We start from the raw sequence: 19290 nt of genomic DNA on the forward strand, positions 1-19290 counted from the left end.
AGCGTGCCGGTCCTCGACACCGTCAAGCAGCGCATCGGTGACGCGCGCGAGCGTCGCCCGCTCCTCGACCACCTCGTGCGCGCGGTCGAGCACTACGGACAGGTCAACGGCAGCGCCCTCGCCGCCGCGGTGACCTACTTCGCGTTCCTGTCGTTCTTCCCGATCCTCGCGCTCGCCTTCGCGATCTTCGGCCAGGTGACGGAGGTCTACAAGGACGCCGAGGACACGTTGGTCGACGCCGCCAACTCCGTCCTCCCGAACCTCGTCGGCGGCGAGAGCGGGGTCCCGCTCGACACCCTCCAGTCCGCGGCTCCGGGGATCTTCAGCGTCGGCATCCTGCTGACCCTCTACTCCGGTCTGGGGTGGCTCTCGGGCATGCGCACCGCGTTGATGGCGATCTTCGAGGAGCCCGAGCGCGAGCAGCCCAGCTTCGTGGTGGGCAAGCTGCGTGACGTGCTCGCTCTCATGGCGCTCGGTTCGATCCTGGTCGCGAGCGTCGCGGTGTCCGGTGTCGCGACCAAGGTGCTGACCCCGATCATGGAGTGGCTCGAGCTGGGCGCGGTCGCCGAGGGCTTCTTCTGGGTGCTGGCGCTGTGCCTCGGCCTGGCGGCCAACACGGTGCTCTACTTCGCCTTCTTCCGCCTGCTCGCCCAGCCCGACATCCCCAGCCGGTCGCTGTGGTCCGGTGCACTGCTGGGTGCCGTGCTGTTCGAGGTCCTCAAGCAGCTCTCCACCTTCCTGCTCAAGGCGACGGCCGAGTCCGCCGCGTTCCAGGCCTTCGGCATCGCGCTGATCCTGCTCGTCTGGATCAACTACTTCTCCCGCGTCGTCGTCCTCTCCGCCGCGTGGGCCCACACCTCGCCCGAGGCGCGCGCCCTCCGCGACGCGAACCGGGTCGTCGACCAGATGCCCGAGGGCCCCCGTATCGATCTCGCCGCGGCTGCGACCGTCGTACGCCCCACCGCCCCCGGCGCGACTTCGCCCAAGGCGGCCTTCGCCGCCGGCGCCGCCACGATGCTCGGCCTCGTCGCCCTCCTCCGCCGCCGCTGACCCGCCCTCCCGCCCGGGTTCGTCCCGCGCGCTGCCCCTCTCCGCCCTCCCGAGCGGTGGTCCAGCCACATTCGGCCGCCGGAAAACGTGGGTGGATCACCGCTGACCGAGCGAGTCCGAGCGAGTCGGCAGCGAGCGGTGGTCAGCCCACACTCCGGCTGGCGGAACTGTGGGTGGACCACCGCCAGCTCGCCGTGGGCCACCAGACGTCCACAGGTCGTCGTGTTGCCCTGTTGTCCCCAACCCCGGGGTCGCGGCCGGGTGCGGGAGTCCAGCACGTGGCGGAATCGGCACATGTTCCTGGTTCCGCACGAGTTCCTGCACGCTCCGTTCGACCGGCCCACAGCGATCGCCGCCGGCGTCCCCGCGCGCGTGCTCGAGGGCACCCGCTTCCACCGACTGCACAAGGGCGTCTACTGCCACCGGAACCACGTGCTGACGTGGAACGACCGCCTGCGCGCCGCGAGGTTGGCGCTTCCCGACACGGCGCGTACGACGGGTGCGACGCGGCTGCGCGAGCTGGGGCTCGACGTCGGGGCGCCGTTCCCGCTGCACTTCGTCGTCGGGGGCGACCTCCACCTGGTGCTGGATGGCGTGTTTCTGCACCGGACCGTGAAGATGCCGCCGCACGACGAGCACGGCGTCAGTGCAGAGGCGGCGTTCCTCGCCTTCTGTGCCGAGTCGCGGCTCGTCGATGCGATCAAAGTCGGGTCGGTACTGCTGTACCGCGAGCTGATGGACCTCCGGCTGCTCGAGGAGCTGCTGACGGAGGAGCGGTGGCGCCGCGGGGTGCCCGAGACATCGTTCGTGCTGCCGTTCCTCGACGCGCGTTGCCGGTCCCTGCCGGAGGCGGAGCTGGTCGCGTACGTCGTCTTCGCGGAGCTGCCCGTGCCGGAGGTCAACCAGATCATCGAGCTCGCCGACGGTTCCGCCGTGACGCCGGACCTGTGGTTCGAGAGCTTCGGGCTCGCGGTCGAGTACGAAGGCAGCCAACACCAGGACGACCGGGCGCAGTACGTCGCCGACATCGACCGCTACGCGGCCTACCGCCGCAACGGCATCCCGTACGAGCAGGTGACAAAGGAGCGGCTGCGCTCGCCGAAGGCGACCGTCCGGCTGGTGCACCGCGCCGTGGTCGCGCGCGGGTACGACGGTCCGCCGCCGAACTTCGACGGCGCGTGGCCCACGCTGTTCAAGCCGCTCCGCGACCTCGTACGCCGCCAGCGCGCCGCATAGGCGAGCGGTGGCGCACCCACATTTCCGAGCGGTCGATTGTGGCTGGGCCACCGACGACCGGTTGGGCAACACGGACGCGGCCCCCGGCGGTGGTCCACCCACACTTGCGAGGCCTCAAATGTGGGTGGATCACCGCTCGGGCAGCAGGGGGCAGACCCCGGGGCGCGCAACGAGGGCCGGGGGCGACCCCCGGCCCTCGTTGCGTGTGGAGCGGACCTGCTCAGTGACCGTGCTTGATCGCGGTGCGGAGGTCCTTGTTGAGCTGCGAGATCACGTCGAGCGGGATCTCCTTGGGGCAGGCGGCGGTGCAGGCGCCGATGTTGGTGCAGCCACCGAAGCCCTCGTGGTCGTGCTGGGCGACCATGTTGACCACGCGCTCGTCGCGCTCGGGCTGGCCCTGGGGGAGCAGGCCGAGGTGGGTGACCTTGGCGCCCATGAAGAGCGAGGCCGACCCGTTGGGGCAGGCGGCGACGCAGGCGCCGCAGCCGATGCAGGTCGCGACGTTGAAGGCGCGGTCAGCGTCGTCCTTGGGGACCGGGACCGAGTGGGCCTCCGGCGCCGAGCCGGTGTTGACCGAGACGTAGCCGCCGGCCTGGATGATCCGGTCGAAGGCGCCGCGGTCGACGACGAGGTCCTTGACGACCGGGAAGGCGTCGGAGCGCCACGGCTCGATCGTGATGGTCTCGCCGTCGCTGAACGAGCGCATGTGGAGCTGGCAGGTCGTGGTGACCTCGGGGCCGTGCGCGTCGCCGTTGATCATCAGCCCGCACATGCCGCAGATTCCCTCGCGGCAGTCGGAGTCGAACGCGATCGGGTCCTCGCCCTTGTCGTTGAGCTGCTCGTTGAGCACGTCGAGCATCTCGAGGAACGACATGTCGGGGGAGACGTCGGCCAGCTCGTAGGTGTGCATCGCACCAGCGCTGGCGGCGTCGGGCTGACGCCAGATCTTGAGGGTCAGGTTCATTACTTGTAGCTCCGCTGCTTCATCTCGATGGCGGTGTAGACCAGGTCTTCCTTGTGCAGCACGGGCCGCTCGTCGAGCCCGGCCCACTCCCACGCGGAGACGTAGGCGAACTCGTCGTCGTGGCGCAGCGCCTCGCCGTCCTCGGTCTGCGACTCGCCGCGGAAGTGGCCGCCGCAGGACTCGCGCCGGTTGAGGGCGTCGATGCACATCAGCTCGCCGAGCTCGAAGAAGTCGGCCACGCGACCTGCCTTCTCGAGCGACTGGTTGAGCGACTCACTGGTGCCGAGCACCTTGACGTTGCGGTAGAAGTCGTCGCGCAGCCCGCGGATCAGGTCGATCGCCTTCTTGAGGCCCGTCTCCGTGCGCTCCATGCCGCAGTACTCCCACATGATGTTGCCGAGCTCGCGGTGGTAGGAGTCGACGCTGCGGGTGCCGTTGACGGACAGGAAGTGCTCGATGCGCTCGGTGACCGACGTGCGTGCCTCGACGACCGCCGGGTGGTCCTCGCTGATCGGCTCGAACGGGCCGTCGGCGAGGTAGTCGCGGATCGTGTGGGGCAGGACGAAGTAGCCGTCGGCCAGGCCCTGCATCAGCGCCGAGGCGCCGAGGCGGTTGGCGCCGTGGTCGGAGAAGTTGGCCTCGCCGGTGACGAACAGGCCGGGGATCGTGGACTGCAGGTCGTAGTCGACCCACAGGCCGCCCATGACGTAGTGCACGGCCGGGTAGATCCGCATCGGCACCGAGTAGGGGTCCTCGCCGGTGATCCGGGCGTACATGTCGAAGAGGTTGCCGTACTTGTTGGCCACCGCGTCGCGCCCGAGGCGGTCGATCGCGTCGGCGAAGTCGAGGTAGACACCACGTCGTACGCCGTCCACCTCGGGGCCGACGCCGCGACCCTCGTCGCAGACGTTCTTCGCGGCCCGCGAGGCGATGTCGCGGGGGACCAGGTTGCCGAAGGAGGGGTAGATCCGCTCCAGGTAGTAGTCGCGGTCCTCCTCGGCGATCTCGCGCGGGTCCTTGTCGCAGTCGGCCTGGTTCTTCGGCACCCAGATGCGGCCGTCGTTGCGCAGCGACTCCGACATCAGCGTCAGCTTGGACTGGTGCGAGCCGGAGACCGGGATGCAGGTCGGGTGGATCTGCGTGTAGCAGGGGTTGGCCATGTAGGCGCCCTTGCGGTGCGCGCGCCAGGCGGCGGTGACGTTGGAGCCCATCGCGTTGGTGGACAGGTAGAACACGTTGCCGTAGCCGCCGGACGCCAGTACGACGACATCGGCGAGGTGGGTCTGGACCTCACCGGTGACCATGTCGCGGGCGATGATGCCGCGCGCCTTGCCGTCGGCGACGATCAGCTCGAGCATCTCGTGGCGGGTGAACATCGAGACCGTGCCGGCGGCGATCTGGCGCTCGAGGGCCTGGTAGGCGCCGATCAGCAGCTGCTGACCGGTCTGGCCGCGGGCGTAGAACGTGCGGGAGACCTGCACGCCGCCGAAGGAGCGGTTGTCGAGCAGGCCGCCGTACTCGCGGGCGAACGGGACGCCCTGCGCGACGCACTGGTCGATGATGTTGGTGCTGACCTCGGCGAGGCGGTAGACGTTGGACTCCCGCGAGCGGTAGTCGCCGCCCTTCACGGTGTCGTAGAAGAGGCGGTGGACGGAGTCGCCGTCCTCCTTGTAGTTCTTCGCGGCGTTGATGCCGCCCTGCGCGGCGATCGAGTGCGCACGCCGCGGCGAGTCCTGGTAGCAGAAGGTCTTGACGTTGTAGCCGGCCTCGCCGAGCGTGGCCGCGGCCGAGGCGCCGGCCAGGCCGGTGCCGACGATGATGATGGAGAGCTTGCGGCGGTTGGCCGGGTTGACCAGGCGGGCCTCGAACTTCCGGTTCTGCCAGCGGTCGGCGATCGGGCCCTCCGGCGCCTTCGTGTCGACGAGCGGCGTGCCCGGGGTGTAGTAGCCCGCGGCGTCGTCGTAGTCGCCGTCGAGCGATCCGCTGTGCGACGCCTCCGTCGAGGTGACGGTGTCGGGCATGTCCATGTCGTGGCTGTCGTGGCTCACGTGCGGTGACCCCTTACTTGGTGATGATGCCCGCGAGCACGGCGAGCGGGACGAGGGAGAAGCCGATCGAGACGATCAGCGCGGTGACGAAGCCGAAGACCTTGGCGCGCTGCCGCTTGGCCGCGGTGCCGGTCCAGCCGAGGGTCTGCGCCGCGCTCCAGATGCCGTGGTGCAGGTGGGCGCCGAGCGCCAGCATCGCGACGATGTAGATCAGCGTCATCCACCACAGGTCGAAGGTGTCGACCATCAGGTTGTAGGGGTCGTTGGTCGAGCCGCCCTGCGGGTTGACCTTGCCGATCGTGAAGTTGAGCAGGTGCCAGACCAGGAACACGAGGATCGTCACGCCGCCCCAGCGCATCATCAGGCTGGCCCGCGTCGCGCCGGTGTCCTTCTTCATGACGTACTTGGTGGTGCGCGCGCGAGCGGCGCGGCGCCAGAGCACGACGGCGCAGTAGACGTGCACGACCAGCGACAGGATCAGGCCGAGTCGCAGGATCCAGAGCGCGCCCTCGTGCGGCAGCATCGGCTCGCCGAGCTCGCGCAGGTGGTGGGCGTACTCGTTGAACGCGTCGTGTCCGGCGAAGGCCTTGAGGTTGCCGTACATGTGCGCGAGCACGAAGCCGAGGAAGATGAAGCCGCTGACCGCCATGCCCAGCTTGAGCGCGATGGTCGTGCGCGAGGCCCGCGCACCCTTCACCAGCGTGGGCCGAGGGGGAGTGAGTTGGGATGCCACGCCGCCACGGTATCGCGGCGGTCGGGCGCACGACGCGCCGAGGGCGTGTGAGGTTTTGCTGGGCGCGTTGTCTTCCGCTCAGGCGTGACACAGGTCATAGTCGGGACCGTCGTCCGGGAGCACTCCCGGATTGCCGGACCTTCACGGAGGACGCATGGCGACAACCGACCGCGGCGTGAGCAGCCCAACCCGCGCGCGCATCGACGCGCGGACGTTGCGCCAGGACCGGTGGTGGCTCCAGCCCCTGGCCACGTTCGTGGTCTTCTCCGGCTTCGTCGTCTTCGCCACGATCCGCGCGTTCATGGGCCGTGACTACTACGCCGAGCCGTACCTGTCGCCGTTCTACTCCCCGTGCCTGGGCGACTGCGTCGAGGGCGCCTCGGACTTCGGCCAGCCGTTCGCCTGGTGGCCGCTGTCCGCGGCGCTGATCATCCTCATCTTCCCGCTCGGCTTCCGGATGACCTGCTACTACTACCGCAAGGCCTACTACCGCGCCTTCTGGCTCAGCCCGCCGGCGTGCGGCGTCGCCGAGCCCCACGGGGCCTACTCGGGGGAGAGCCGGTTCCCGCTCATCCTGCAGAACGTCCACCGCTGGTTCTGGTACGCCGCCGTGCTGGTCGGCCTGGTGCTGACCTTCGACACGGTCCTGGCCTTCCGGCCGATGCCCGCGGAGTACGCCGTCGGCGACGGCGAGACCAGCGGCATCCACATGGGCCTGGGCACGCTGCTGATGATCGTCAACATCGTCTTCATCTGGCTCTACACGCTCTCGTGCCACTCGTGCCGCCACATCGTCGGCGGCCGGCTGCGCCACTTCTCCAAGCACCCGGTCCGCTACAAGCTCTGGACCTGGGTGTCGCGGCTCAACGAGAGCCACGGGAAATGGGCGTGGTACTCGCTGTTCTCGGTGGCGGTCGTCGACTTCTACATCTACCTGCTGGCCACCGGAGTGATCCAGGACGTGAGGTTCTTCTAGATGACCAGCGACACCAGGCACCCGATGACCGGCAACGAGATGTCGTACTACGCCGAGGGCGGCATCGAGCGCCACCGGTACGACGTGGTGGTGGTCGGGGCGGGCGGTGCCGGCCTGCGGGCCGCGATCGCCGCGCACGAGGCGGGCGCGGAGACCGCGATCGTGTGCAAGTCGTTGCTCGGCAAGGCGCACACGGTGATGGCCGAGGGCGGCATCGCGGCAGCGATGGGCAACCGGTGGCCGGAGGACAACTGGGAGGTCCACTTCCGCGACACCATGCGCGGCGGCAAGATGCTCAACCACTGGCGGATGGCGCAGCTGCACGCGCAGGAGGCGCCCGAGCGGGTGCTCGAGCTCGAGGACTGGGGTGCCCTCTTCGACCGCACCGAGGACGGGTTGATCAGCCAGCGCGACTTCGGCGGCCACAAGTACGCCCGCCTCGCCCACGTCGGCGACCGCACCGGCCTCGAGATGATCCGCACGCTGCAGCAGCGCGCGGTGCAGGTCGGGATCGACGTGTTCATGGAATGCACCGTCACCGACGTGCTGAAGGACGACGGTGGCGCCCTGTCCGGCGTCTTCGGCTACTGGCGCGAGACCGGTCGGTTCGTGACGATCGAGGCCCCGGCGGTCGTGCTGGCCACCGGCGGGATCGGCAAGTCGTTCAAGGTGACCTCCAACTCCTGGGAGTACACCGGCGACGGCCACGCGCTCGCGCTGCGGGCCGGCGCCTCGCTGATCAACATGGAGTTCGTGCAGTTCCACCCGACCGGGATGGTGTGGCCCCCGTCGGTGAAGGGCCTGCTCGTCACCGAGTCGGTGCGCGGTGACGGCGGGGTGCTGAAGAACTCCGAGGGCAAGCGCTTCATGTTCGACTACATCCCCGACTTCTTCCGGGCGGAGACCGCCGACACGGAGGAAGAGGCGGACCGGTGGTACGACGACAAGAAGAACAACCGCCGACCGCCCGAGCTGCTGCCCCGCGACGAGGTCGCGCGCGCCATCAATTCCGAGATCAAGGCTGGCCGCGGGTCACCGCACGGCGGGATCTACCTCGACATCGCCTCGCGCCGCGACGCCGACTTCATCCGCAAGCGATTGCCGTCGATGTACCACCAGTTCAAGGAGCTCGCCGACGTCGACATCACCCAGGAGCCGATGGAGATCGGGCCGACCTGCCACTACGTCATGGGCGGCATCGAGGTCGACCCCGACACCGAGCTCAGCTCGGTCACCGGCCTCTACGCGGTTGGTGAGTGCTCGGGCGGGATGCACGGCTCCAACCGCCTGGGGGGCAACAGCCTCTCCGACCTCCTGGTCTTCGGGCGACGCGCCGGCGAGGCGGCAGCGGCGTACGCCCTGCAGTTCGGGGAGGGCGGCCTCGCGGAACGGCCCGCCGTCACCGACGCGTCGATCCGGGCCGGCGAGTGGTCAGCGCTGACGCCGTTCCAGATGGAGGGCGGCGACAACCCGTACACGATCCAGCAGGAGCTCCAGCAGACGATGAACGACCTCGTCGGCATCATCCGCACCGCCGAGGAGCTCGAGCAGGCGCTGGTGCGGATCGAGGAGCTCAAGGAGCGGGCGCAGCGGATGTCGGTGGAGGGCCACCGCCAGTACAACCCGGGCTGGCACCTCGCCCTCGACCTGCGCAACATGCTGGTCGTCTCGGAGTCCATCGCGAAGGCGGCGCTCGCCCGGCAGGAGTCACGCGGGGGCCACACGCGCGACGACTACCCGAAGACCGACGCCGAGTGGGGCACGAAGAACCTCGTCGTCCGCCTCGACGACGCCGGCACCGGTGTGACCCTCGCCGAGCAGCCGCTGCCCGAGATGCCCGACGACCTGCTCCGCCATTTCCAGTAGGGCCCACTTCGAGGGAGCTGACTCATGAGTTATGACCTGAAGCTGCGCGTGTGGCGGGGCGACCAGGACGGCGGGGACCTGCAGGACTACACCGTCGAGGTGTCCGAGGGCGAGGTCGTGCTCGACGCGCTGCACCGCCTCCAGGCCACCCAGACCGGCGACCTCGCGATCCGGTGGAACTGCAAGGCCGGCAAGTGCGGCTCCTGCAGTGCCGAGGTCAACGGCCGACCGCGGCTGATGTGCATGACGCGGCTGTCGGACTTCGAGCCGTCCGAGACGATCACGGTCACGCCGATGCGGACCTTCCCGGTGGTCCGCGACCTGGTCACGGACGTGTCATTCAACTACCGCAAGGCGCGTGAGCTGCCGTACGCCGAGCTCGGCCCGCGCGACGCCGACGGCAAGCGCCGGATGATGCAGGTCGACGTGGAGCGCGGGCAGGAGTTCCGCAAGTGCATCGAGTGCTTCCTGTGCCAGGACGTCTGCCACGTCGTGCGCGACCACGAGGACAACAAGCAGCACTTCGCCGGGCCGCGCTTCTTCATCCGCTACGCCGAGCTCGACATGCACCCCCTCGACACCCACGACCGACGCAAGCTGGCGCAGGAGGCGGCCGGCCTCGGGATGTGCAACATCACCAAGTGCTGCACCGAGGTGTGCCCCGAGGGCATTCACATCACCGACAACGGCATCATCCCGATGAAGGAGCGCGTCGCGGACCGGAAGTACGACCCGCTCGTGTGGCTCGGCAACAAGATCGGGATCCGCAACAAGGACAACGAGGGCCGCGAGGAGCTCTGACCCAGTGCTCCGTGACGACTTCGACGGCGACGGGCTCGACCTGTCGGTGTGGCTGCCGCACTACCTGCCTGCGTGGAGCTCCCGCGCGGCCACGTCGGCGAGCCACCGCATCGAAGGCGGCCGGCTGGTGCTGGACGTCCCGGTCGACCACCCGGTGTGGTGCCCCGACGACCACGACCCGCCGCTGCGCGTCTCCGGCGTCCAGTCGGGCAATTGGTCGGGACCGGTCGGCAGCACCCGCGGTCAGCAGCGGTTCGCCGAGGGGCTGACGGTCAAGGAGGAGCAGCCGCGCTTCGAGGGTTGGCTGCCTGCGTCCGGCCACGTCGAGATCCGCTGCGCCATGGACCTGTCGCACCGCTCGATGGCCGCCCTCTGGATGTCCGGCTTCGAGGACGACGAGCAGCAGCTGCGATGCGGCGAGCTGTGCGTCGTCGAGGTCTTCGGCAACGCGGTGCAACCGGGGTCCGCCGAGGTGGGCATCGGCATCAAGGCGTTCCGCGACCCGGCACTCACACAGGACTTCGCGGCGCCCCGGGTCGACGTCGACGTGTCCGGCTTCCACACGTATGCCGTCGACTGGGACGCCGACGTCGCGGTCTTCACCCTCGATGGGCACGAGCTGCGTCGCTGCCCGCGCCCGCCCACGTACCCGCTGCAGCTGATGGTGGCGGTCTTCGACTTCCCCGACGCCTCCACGGGCGACGACGACCACCTGGTGCCGCGGCTGGTGGTCGAGCACGTCGCAGGGTGGTAGGTCACCACTGCGACGACGGCGAGGTGCGAGCCAGGTAGAGCTGCGCCGCGCGCGCCGCGAGCCCGTTCTCGTCGGCGTGGTGGACGGCCCGCTTCCGCAACCAGAACCCGCCGGCCCGGGCCTGGCTGGTCAGCACCTCGGCAGGCCCCGGCAGCCGACCCTCCCGCTCGAGGAAGGCGCTGCGGTAGCGCCGGAAGAGGCGCCCGTGGTCGAGTGCCATCGACACGAGCGCCGCCTGGGTGGCGGCGAGCAGCTCGGGCTCGGTGAGCTCGTCGAGGGCCGGGCCCGCCGCCGCGGCGTCGTACGCCACCAGGTCGCCGAGGTCGCCGTGAACCGTGAGACCGCGGCGCTCGAGCTCGGCCACCAGCCGCCGGCCGTACGACTGCGCCCACCCGAGGTGCTCGGCCGGCAGCTCGAGCGGCCGGGCGGTCGTGCCGGCCAGCCGCGCCCGGATCCCGGCCTCGATCACGAAGCGGTGCTGGGTGGCGTTGAAGCGGTCGCCGACCGCCTCGTTGAGGCGCCGCACCACCTCCAGCTCCGCCGCACCCAGCGAGACGTTGCGGGCGACCTGCTGGTCGCCGGGCCAGTCCGCCGGCAGCTGCGCGGCCTCGGCGAAACGCGCCAGGAGGGCCCCGCCCGGTGCGCCCCGCGGTGGCACGGTGACGAGCCGGACCCGCTCGGGCGGCACCGCCGACGACCAGCTGTCGACGACGCGGAGGAGGTCGTGGCGCCAGTGGAAGGACACGCCCTCGCTCGGCGGCGCGCCCTCCTGTCCCCGCACCGACGCCACGAAGTCCGCCCAGGTGGCGGTGCCGCCGTTGACGATCGTCTGCTGCCACGCCGAGACCAGCGTGCGCGCCATGTCGCGGGCGCCGACGACGACGTGCACCCGGTGGGGCGCGAGCGCGCGCACCAGCCGGCGCGCCTGGCGCGGCCGCGCCAGGGACAGCTCCTCCTCGGAGATCACCACGGTCGGGCCGTCGTGGGCCGCGACCAGGTCGACCAGCCGGCCCAGCGCCCCCGCGGCCTCCCCGCGCAGCTCGCCCCCCACGCGCTGGCCGAGCAGGTCGTACGCCGCGAGACGCTGGGCACGGTGGCCCCCCGGGAAGAGCACCCCCGCGGCGGCGAGCTGCTCCGCCGTGGCCGCCAGGGCGCCCTGGATCGTGGTCGTCCCTGTCTTGTAGAGACCCACGTGGAGGAAGACGTCTGCCATGGCCACGACGCTAGGAACGCGCGGCGGCGAGCACATGGGGCCCGCGTCCCGGTCGGCCGGGAATCTCCGGCGGCGGGCCGGGACGGTGACCTATCCCATAGCCGGCGGCAGTGACCCTCGCCACGGCGCGGGCCTATCCTGCGCAGCATGACCGACCTCCCCGGTGATCCCACAGGCGGACTCGACGAGCCCGAGGAGCTGCAGCCCGCGGAGGGCACGCTCCGGCTCGTCGGCGACGGCGACGCGTACGACGTCGCGGCGTGGGAGGCGGCCACCGCTGCCGTGCTGCGCAAGGCGCGGCGCCTCGGCGACGACGCACCCGACGCCGACGTCTGGTCGGTGCTCACGCGGACGACGCTCGACGGCGTCGAGGTCGCCCCGATCGGCCAGCAGGCCGACCTCGAGGGCCTCACCACCGCGGGTCGTCCGCAGCGAGTCGGCGCGTGGGACGTGCGGGCGCAGGTCGAGGTCGTCGACGACAAGGAAGCCAACGAGGCAGCGCTGCAGGACCTCGAGAACGGCGCCACGTCGCTGCTGCTCCACCTCGACGACGAGGGCGAGCACGACTGGGACGTCCTGCTGGACGGCGTGCTGCTCGACCTCGCACCGGTTGTGCTGGACCGGCCCTCCACCGAGCAGGTCGAGGCCTTCGCCACCTTCCTGGAGGGCGTCGAGGGAGCGCTGCACCCCGGCACCAACCTGTCCTTCGACCTCCAGACGCTCGAGATGCTCCACTCCCGCGTGCGTGGGGACGACGCCACGGCGCGCGACCTGTTCGCACCCGTCGCCCGCCGCGGCTTCCAGCTCGGCGTGCGCGCGCTGCTCGTCGACGGGACGGCACTGCACGACCAGGGCGCGAGCGATGCGCAGGAGCTGGGCTGGGCGATCGCCACGGGTGCGTCCTACCTCCGCCTCCTCGCCGACGAGGGCTTCACCGTCGACCAGTCGGCGAGGCTGGTGGAGTTCCGGCTCGCCGCCACCGACGAGCAGTTCCCGACCATCGCCAAGATGCGCGCGGCCCGTCGGCTGTGGGCCCGCGTGCTGGAGGCCAGCGGCGGGAGCGGTGAGATGGCGCTGCACGCCGTCACGAGCCGACCGATGACCAGCCGCCGCGACCCGTGGGTCAACATGCTGCGCGGCACCGTCGCGGCCTTCGCCGCGGGTGTCGGGGGAGCGGACGCCGTCACCGTCGTGCCGTTCGACGAGCCGCTCGGGCTGCCCGACGCGTTCGGGCGCCGGATCGCCCGCAACACCTCCTCGCTGCTCATCGAGGAGTCGCACGTCGCGGCCGTCACCGACCCCGCCGGCGGCTCGTACGCCGTCGAGAAGCTCACCGACGACCTCGCCGTCGCCGGGTGGGCCGAGCTCGGTCGCATCGAGTCCGACGGCGGCTCGCTGGCCGACGCTGCCCGACTCGGTGTGAAGGCGCGCGTCAAGGAGGTCGCAGCGAAGCGCGACGCACAGGTCGCCGACCGCTCGCGGCCGCTGACCGGCGTCTCGGAGTTCCCGAACCTCGACGAGGTGCTGCCCGAGCGCCCGCACAAGCCGCACCGCTACACGCACCACTACGGCTGGGCCTTCGACGACATGCGCGCCGAGCCAGCCGGGCGGCCGGTCTTCCTCGCCACCATGGGCCCCATCGCCGCGCACACCGCGCGCGCGACCTTCGCCACCAACCTGTTCGCCGCCGGCGGCGTCTCCGTCGAGGCGGCCGGTGCGACCGACGGCGTCGACGCGGTGCTGGAGGCCTACGCCGGCCAGCCCGTCGTCTGCCTCGCCGGCACCGACGCGGCGTACGCCGAGTGGGGCGCCGACCTCGTCGCCGCGCTGCGGGCGGCAGGGGCGTCGTACGTCGTCCTGGCGGGCAAGCCGGGGGAGAAGACCGTGACCGACGTCGATGACTCGTGTGCCATGGGAGTCGATGCGCTCGGCTTCCTCGGCCGGATCCGAGAGGAGCTCGCCCGATGAGCATTCCGGAGAACTTCGCCGACGTCAGCCTCGGTTTCGACACGCCTCGTCCCTCGGCTGCTCAACCAGCGGCTGACCACGAGCCGTGGCGCAGCCCGGAGGGGATCGACATCCTCCCCGTCTACGGACCCGAGCACCTCGAGGGCCTCGACGGCCTCGACACGTGGCCCGGGATCGCGCCGTTCCTGCGCGGGCCCTACCCGACGATGTACACCACCCAGCCGTGGACGATCCGGCAGTACGCCGGCTTCTCCACCGCCGAGGAGTCGAACGCGTTCTACCGCCGCAACCTCGCGGCCGGGCAGAAGGGCCTGAGCGTCGCCTTCGACCTCGCCACCCACCGCGGCTACGACTCCGACCACCCGCGGGTGCGCGGTGACGTCGGCATGGCGGGCGTGGCGATCGACTCGATCTACGACACGCGCACGCTGTTCGACGGCATCCCGCTCGACGAGATGTCGGTGTCGATGACGATGAACGGCGCGGTGCTGCCGGTGCTGGCGCTCTACATCGCCGCGGCCGAGGAGCAGGGGGTTGAGCCGGAGCAGCTCGCGGGGACCATCCAGAACGACATCCTCAAGGAGTTCATGGTCCGCAACACCTACATCTACCCGCCGGCGCCGAGCATGCGGATCATCAGCGACATCTTCGCCTACACCTCGCAGAAGATGCCTCGCTTCAACTCCATCTCGATCTCGGGCTACCACATCCAGGAGGCCGGGGCGACGGCCGACCTCGAGCTGGCCTACACGCTCGCCGACGGCGTCGAGTACATCCGCGCGGGCCTCGACACGGGCATGACGATCGACCAGTTCGCCCCGCGCCTGTCGTTCTTCTGGGCCATCGGGATGAACTTCTTCATGGAGATCGCCAAGATGCGCGCGGCCCGGGCGCTGTGGGCGCGGCTGGTCGACGACTTCGACCCGCAGAACCCCAAGTCGCGCTCGCTGCGCACGCACTCCCAGACCTCGGGCTGGTCGCTGACCGCGCAGGACGTCTTCAACAACGTCGGCCGCACGTGCATCGAGGCGATGGCCGCGACCCAGGGGCACACCCAGTCGCTGCACACCAACGCCCTCGACGAGGCGATCGCGCTGCCGACCGACTTCTCCGCGCGCATCGCCCGCAACACCCAGCTGCTGCTGCAGCAGGAGTCCGGCACGACGCAGGTCATCGACCCGTGGGCCGGCTCCTACTACGTCGAGAAGCTCACCCACGACCTCGCCGAGCGGGCCTGGGGCCACATCCAGGAGGCCGAGCGGGCCGGCGGCATGGCAGCCGCGATCGAGCAGGGCATCCCCAAGATGCGCATCGAGGAGGCAGCCGCCCGCACCCAGGCGCGCATCGACTCGGGCGCGCAGAAGGTCATCGGCGTCAACACCTATCGCCTCGCCGCGGAGGACAAGCTCGACGTGCTGCGCGTCGACAACGACGACGTCTACCGCCAACAGGTCGCCAAGCTCGAGCGGCTGCGCGCCGAGCGCGACGACGACGACGTACGCCGTGCGCTGGAGGCGCTGACGAACAGCGCCGAGCGCGGCCCGGTCGGCGGCGGCTCCCTCGACGGGAACCTCCTCGCGCTGGCGGTCGACGCGGCGCGCGCGAAGGCGACCGTCGGGGAGATCTCCGACGCGCTGGAGAAGGTCTACGGCCGCCACCAGGCGGTGATCCGTACGATCAGCGGCGTGTACCGCGACGAGGCCGGCGCCGCCGAGGGCTCTGCCGTTGCTGCCGTCCTCGCCGCGACGGAGGAGTTCGAGGCCGAGGAGGGCCGCCGCCCGCGCATCCTCGTGGCCAAGATGGGCCAGGACGGGCACGACCGCGGCCAGAAGGTCGTCGTCACCGCGTTCGCCGACCTCGGCTTCGACGTCGACGTGGGGCCGCTGTTCTCCACGCCCGAGGAGGTCGCCCAGCAGGCGATCGACGCCGACGTGCACATCGTCGGCGTCTCCTCACTCGCGGCCGGCCACCTGACCCTGCTGCCCGCGCTGAAGCAGGCGCTGGCCGACCAGGGCCGGCCCGACATCATGGTCGTCATCGGCGGCGTGATCCCGCCCGACGACGTCCCGACGCTCCACGAGATGGGCGCCGCCGCGGTGTTCCTGCCGGGCACGGTGATCGCCGAGTCCGCCCTCGACCTGATCGCGCGCCTGCGGGAACAGCACGGGGACGAGCCGGGAGCCTGATGCCGCGGCCGATCGACGTCGACGCCCTCGTCGAGGGGGTCCAGGCAGGGCAACGGGCCGCGGTCGCGCGCGCCATCACCCTCGTCGAGTCGTCGCGCCCCGAGCACCGGGCGGCGGCGCGCGACCTGCTGACGACGCTGGCGTCGACCGAGCGCCCGATGGCGACCCGGGTCGGCATCTCCGGCGTACCCGGGGTCGGCAAGTCCACCTTCATCGAGGCGCTCGGCACCCGGTTGACCGGGGCCGGGCACCGCGTCGGCGTCCTCGCCGTCGACCCGTCGTCGGTGCGCACCGGGGGCTCGGTGCTTGGCGACAAGACCCGGATGGCGACGCTCTCGGTCGACCCGCAGGCCTTCATCCGGCCCTCGCCGACGGCCGGCACGCTCGGCGGCGTGGCCCGCGCGACGACGCAGGCGATGCTGGTGCTCGAGGCGGCGGCGTACGACGTCGTCCTGGTCGAGACGGTCGGCGTGGGGCAGTCGGAGGTCACCGTCGCCGGGATGGTCGACACCTTCCTCTTCCTCACCCTCGCCCGCACCGGCGACCAGCTCCAGGGCATCAAGAAGGGCATCCTCGAGATCGCCGACGTGGTGGCGGTCAACAAGGCCGACGGCGACTTCGAGGCCGGTGCCCGGGTGGCTGCGCGCGAGCTGGCCGGTGCGATGCGCCTGGTGCGCGGGCACTCCGAGTGGGCCCCACCCGTCGTCACCTGCTCCGCGCTGACCGGGGCCGGCGTCGACGACGTGTGGCAGCGGGTGGCCGCGCACCGCGAGCACCTCGGTGTCGACGGCCTCCACCACAAGCGCGCCGCGCAGCAGCTCGAGTTCACCTGGGCACTGGTGCGCGACGAGCTCGACCAGCGGTTGCGCTCCTCGCCCGGGGTCGCCGCGGTGCGCGACGACGTACGCCGGGCCGTGCTCTCTGGTGAGCTGCCGGCTCCGCTCGCCGCAGATCGGATCCTCGCCGCGTACGACGGGGACGTCACCTAGGCGCGTCTCGGTCGGTGCGTAGCGGGCCCGGGGGAGGGGTCGCGCCCGTAGACTGGGTCGGTCATGCCACCGGAACTCCCTGCCACCCATGTCATCGCCGAGGTCGTCGACAAGTACGCCGACGAGCTCGTCGCGCTCCGCCGCGACCTGCACGCCCACCCCGAGCTGAGCTGGGCCGAGGAGCGCACCTCCGACGCGGTCGTGACCGCGCTGGAGGGGGCCGGCTGGACGGTGAGGCGACCCGACGGTGGCGGAGTGCTGGCCGAGATCGGGCACGGCGGCCGGCTGGTCGCGCTGCGCGCCGACCTCGACGCGCTGCCGGTCGACGACCTGATCTCCGACCCGTGGCGGAGCACCAACCCCGGGGTCGCCCACGCCTGCGGCCACGACGTCCACACGGCCGGGCTCGTCGGCGCGGGGCTCGCGCTGGCGGAGGTCGCCGCCCGCGGCCTGCTGCCCGGGCGCGTCCGCCTGCTCTTCCAGCCCGCCGAGGAGGTCATGCCCGGCGGAGCGCTGCAGCTGATCTCCGCCGGAGCGCTCGAGGGCGTCTCCCACGTCTTCGGCCTGCACTGCGACCCGAGCCTCGACGTGGGCCGACTCGGCCTGCGCGAGGGACCGCTCACCGGCGCCGCCGACGCGCTGACCGTGCGCCTCATCGGCAAGGGCGGCCACACCTCGCGCCCCCACCTCACCGAGGACCTCACGTTCGCCCTCGGCAAGGTCATCACCGAGCTGCCGGCGATCCTGAGCCGACGTCTCGATCCGCGCGCCGGGGTCAGCGTGGTCTGGGGCATGGTGCGTGCGGGCTCGGCCCACAACGTGATCCCCCACGGCGGGGTGGTGGCCGGCACGGTCCGCATGCTCGACGCCGTCGCCTGGGCCGACGCCGAGCACCTGATCCGCCAGCTGATCACCTCGATCGTGGCGCCCTACAGCGTGACCGCCGAGGTCACCTACCAGCGCGGGGTGCCGCCGGTCGTCAACCACGAGGAGTCCACGCGGCTGCTCGGCACGGCGGTCGAGAACGTCCTCGGCGTGCACGGCCACGTCTCCACGGCCCAGAGCCTGGGGGGCGAGGACTTCGGGTGGTACCTCGACTCCGTCCCCGGGGCGATGGCCCGGCTCGGCACCCGCACGCCCGGCGGACCGACGTACGACCTGCACCAGGGCAACCTCCGCGTCGACGAGGGCGCCACCACCATCGCGGCCCGCGTGCTGGCCGAGGCAGCGGTGACAGCGCTCAGCGACTGATCCTCAGGCGACCGGCAGGGGGAAGCCGAAGGTGAAGGTGCTGCCCTCGCCGGGAGTCGACTCGACCTCGAGCCGGCCGTCCATCAGCGCCGCGAGCTCGCGTGCGATCGCCAGCCCGAGGCCCACGCCCAGACGGTCGCCGGCGGGCTGCGGGCCGACCTGGACGAACGGCCCGAAGAGGGTCCCCAGGTCGTCGCGGGCGATGCCGATGCCGGTGTCGCGCACGCGTACGTCGATCCAGGTGGCGCCGCCCGGGACGTCGTCACCGGACGGCCGGGCCGACACGTGCACGTCGACGGAGCCGCGCTCGGTGAAGGTGATGGCGTTCTCCACGATGTTGGTGACGACCTGGCGGATCCGCCGCGCGTCGCCGGTGCCGTCCAACGGCACGTCGTCGGCGACGGCGATGGTGGTGGAGACGCCCTTCGCCTCGGCGAGCTGACCGGCCCAGCACGACACCTCTCCGAAGATCTCGCGGAGGTCGACCGGGCCGCGGCGCAGCACGGTCTGGTGGGCCTCGAGGCCGGAGAAGTCGAGGATCTCCTGCAGGAGGTGCAACAGACGGTCGCCCGAGCGGTGCACGATCTGCGCGAAGTGGGCCGGCTCGGGTGCGAGGTCGGTGTCGAGCAGGAGCTCGGACGCTCCGATGAGCGCGGCCAGCGGCGTACGGACCTCGTGAGCGACGGTCGCCAGGAAGAGGCTCTTCGCGGCATTGGCCTCCTCGAGCTCCCGCAGCACGCGCTTGGCCTCGGTGACGTCCTCGGAGACGCCGTGCACGCCGACGACCTCGCCGCCCACGATCACCGGGATCGCGGTGCAGCGGATGTCGGTGTGCTCGCCGTCGGCGCTGACCACGCGGGCGTCCACGACCTGCGGTTCGCCGGCCAACGCCCCCTCGAAACCCTCCTGGATGGCGGGCAGGTCCTCGGGGTGGATGACCTGCGCGAAGTGGGCCTGCCGGAGCTCGTCCAGGGTCAGGCCGGTCATCTCGAGCGTGCGCTCGTTGGCGTCGGTGAAGTAGCCGTCCGGGTCCACGGAGTAGGTCGCGTGGGGGTGGTGGGTGAACATCGAGGCGTAGCGCTCACCGCCCTGCGCCAGCGCCTGCGCGCCGAGGGTCGCGTCGTTCGACGGTGAGCGATCGCGGCCGAGATCGCCGGGAGCCATCAGAACCTCCGAGAGTTCGGGTGGGGTGCGTTGCACCGTACCCCGCGGTATACGCCCCGCATGCGCCGGCCCGGGCGGTCCAGGCGTTCGA

The 19290-nt window shown here is 71.2% G+C and carries 15 protein-coding genes; 10 read left to right on the forward strand and 5 right to left on the reverse strand.

Annotated features, from left to right (window positions below):
• Positions 1-3 precede the first annotated feature (3 nt).
• Together HOO61_RS08810 and HOO61_RS08815 are read left to right on the forward strand one after the other, a co-directional pair.
• Positions 4-1050, forward strand: coding sequence for a YihY/virulence factor BrkB family protein (locus tag HOO61_RS08810; protein ID WP_172258355.1), 1047 nt, complete (start codon positions 4-6; stop codon positions 1048-1050).
• Between the two features lie 294 nt (positions 1051-1344).
• Positions 1345-2286: a hypothetical protein gene (locus tag HOO61_RS08815; RefSeq protein WP_172258356.1), complete on the forward strand. Its 942-nt coding sequence runs from the start codon at positions 1345-1347 to the stop codon at positions 2284-2286.
• 220 nt (positions 2287-2506) lie between these two features.
• Here the strand turns inward: HOO61_RS08815 and HOO61_RS08820 are convergent, their stop codons facing one another.
• From HOO61_RS08820 to HOO61_RS08830, 3 genes are read right to left on the reverse strand one after another with little or no spacing between them, the layout of a single operon-like run.
• The gene (locus tag HOO61_RS08820) at positions 2507-3250 is read right to left on the reverse strand and encodes a succinate dehydrogenase/fumarate reductase iron-sulfur subunit (RefSeq protein ID WP_172258357.1); all 744 of its coding nucleotides are present in this window, start codon (positions 3248-3250) and stop codon (positions 2507-2509) included.
• On the reverse strand, positions 3250-5271 hold the full coding sequence (locus HOO61_RS08825; RefSeq protein ID WP_172258812.1) for a fumarate reductase/succinate dehydrogenase flavoprotein subunit: 2022 nt from the start codon (positions 5269-5271) through the stop codon (positions 3250-3252). The genes HOO61_RS08820 and HOO61_RS08825 overlap by 1 nt, the downstream gene beginning before the upstream one ends.
• A gap of 40 nt (positions 5272-5311) precedes the next feature.
• On the reverse strand, positions 5312-6031 hold the full coding sequence (locus HOO61_RS08830) for a succinate dehydrogenase cytochrome b subunit (RefSeq protein WP_367650088.1): 720 nt from the start codon (positions 6029-6031) through the stop codon (positions 5312-5314).
• 175 nt (positions 6032-6206) lie between these two features.
• On the opposite strand from HOO61_RS08830, the gene HOO61_RS08835 reads away from it, so the two are divergent.
• Genes HOO61_RS08835 through HOO61_RS08850 form a run of 4 tightly spaced genes read left to right on the forward strand, consistent with a single transcriptional unit; the run spans position 6207 to position 10428 of the window.
• Complete coding sequence (locus HOO61_RS08835) at positions 6207-7007, forward strand: hypothetical protein (protein ID WP_367650089.1); 801 nt, start codon at positions 6207-6209, stop codon at positions 7005-7007.
• Entirely contained in the window at positions 7008-8873 is a 1866-nt protein-coding gene (locus tag HOO61_RS08840) for a fumarate reductase/succinate dehydrogenase flavoprotein subunit (protein WP_253942236.1), read from the forward strand.
• 24 nt (positions 8874-8897) lie between these two features.
• Complete coding sequence (locus HOO61_RS08845) at positions 8898-9674, forward strand: succinate dehydrogenase/fumarate reductase iron-sulfur subunit (RefSeq protein WP_172258359.1); 777 nt, start codon at positions 8898-8900, stop codon at positions 9672-9674.
• Positions 9675-9678: 4 nt separating this feature from the next.
• The gene (locus HOO61_RS08850; protein ID WP_172258360.1) at positions 9679-10428 is read left to right on the forward strand and encodes a glycoside hydrolase family 16 protein; all 750 of its coding nucleotides are present in this window, start codon (positions 9679-9681) and stop codon (positions 10426-10428) included.
• Between the two features lies 1 nt (position 10429).
• Here the strand turns inward: HOO61_RS08850 and HOO61_RS08855 are convergent, their stop codons facing one another.
• Positions 10430-11641 (reverse strand): hypothetical protein, encoded by a 1212-nt coding sequence (locus HOO61_RS08855; RefSeq protein WP_172258361.1) that lies wholly within the window; start codon positions 11639-11641, stop codon positions 10430-10432.
• Positions 11642-11788: 147 nt separating this feature from the next.
• Here HOO61_RS08855 and HOO61_RS08860 point away from each other — a divergent pair, with 147 nt between their 5' ends.
• The 4 genes from HOO61_RS08860 (at position 11789) to HOO61_RS08875 (ending at position 18035) form a co-directional block, all read left to right on the forward strand.
• Positions 11789-13609 (forward strand): methylmalonyl-CoA mutase family protein, encoded by a 1821-nt coding sequence (locus HOO61_RS08860; RefSeq protein ID WP_172258362.1) that lies wholly within the window; start codon positions 11789-11791, stop codon positions 13607-13609.
• Entirely contained in the window at positions 13606-15795 is a 2190-nt protein-coding gene (gene scpA, locus HOO61_RS08865; RefSeq protein ID WP_172258363.1) for a methylmalonyl-CoA mutase, read from the forward strand. Before HOO61_RS08860 ends, scpA begins: the two co-directional genes overlap by 4 nt.
• Positions 15795-16784, forward strand: a complete 990-nt coding sequence (gene meaB, locus HOO61_RS08870) for a methylmalonyl Co-A mutase-associated GTPase MeaB (protein ID WP_172258364.1) — start codon at positions 15795-15797, stop codon at positions 16782-16784. Before scpA ends, meaB begins: the two co-directional genes overlap by 1 nt.
• A 63-nt stretch (positions 16785-16847) precedes the next feature.
• Positions 16848-18035, forward strand: a complete 1188-nt coding sequence (locus tag HOO61_RS08875; protein ID WP_172258365.1) for an amidohydrolase — start codon at positions 16848-16850, stop codon at positions 18033-18035.
• Between the two features lie 3 nt (positions 18036-18038).
• On the opposite strand, the gene HOO61_RS08880 is transcribed toward HOO61_RS08875, so the two are convergent.
• A complete protein-coding gene (locus HOO61_RS08880) occupies positions 18039-19199 on the reverse strand; it encodes a HAMP domain-containing sensor histidine kinase (RefSeq protein WP_172258366.1) in 1161 nt (386 codons plus the stop codon).
• Positions 19200-19290 lie beyond the last annotated feature (91 nt).

It is taken from the genome of Nocardioides sp. zg-1230, assembly GCF_013155335.1.
Classification (GTDB): Bacteria; Actinomycetota; Actinomycetes; order Propionibacteriales; family Nocardioidaceae; genus Nocardioides.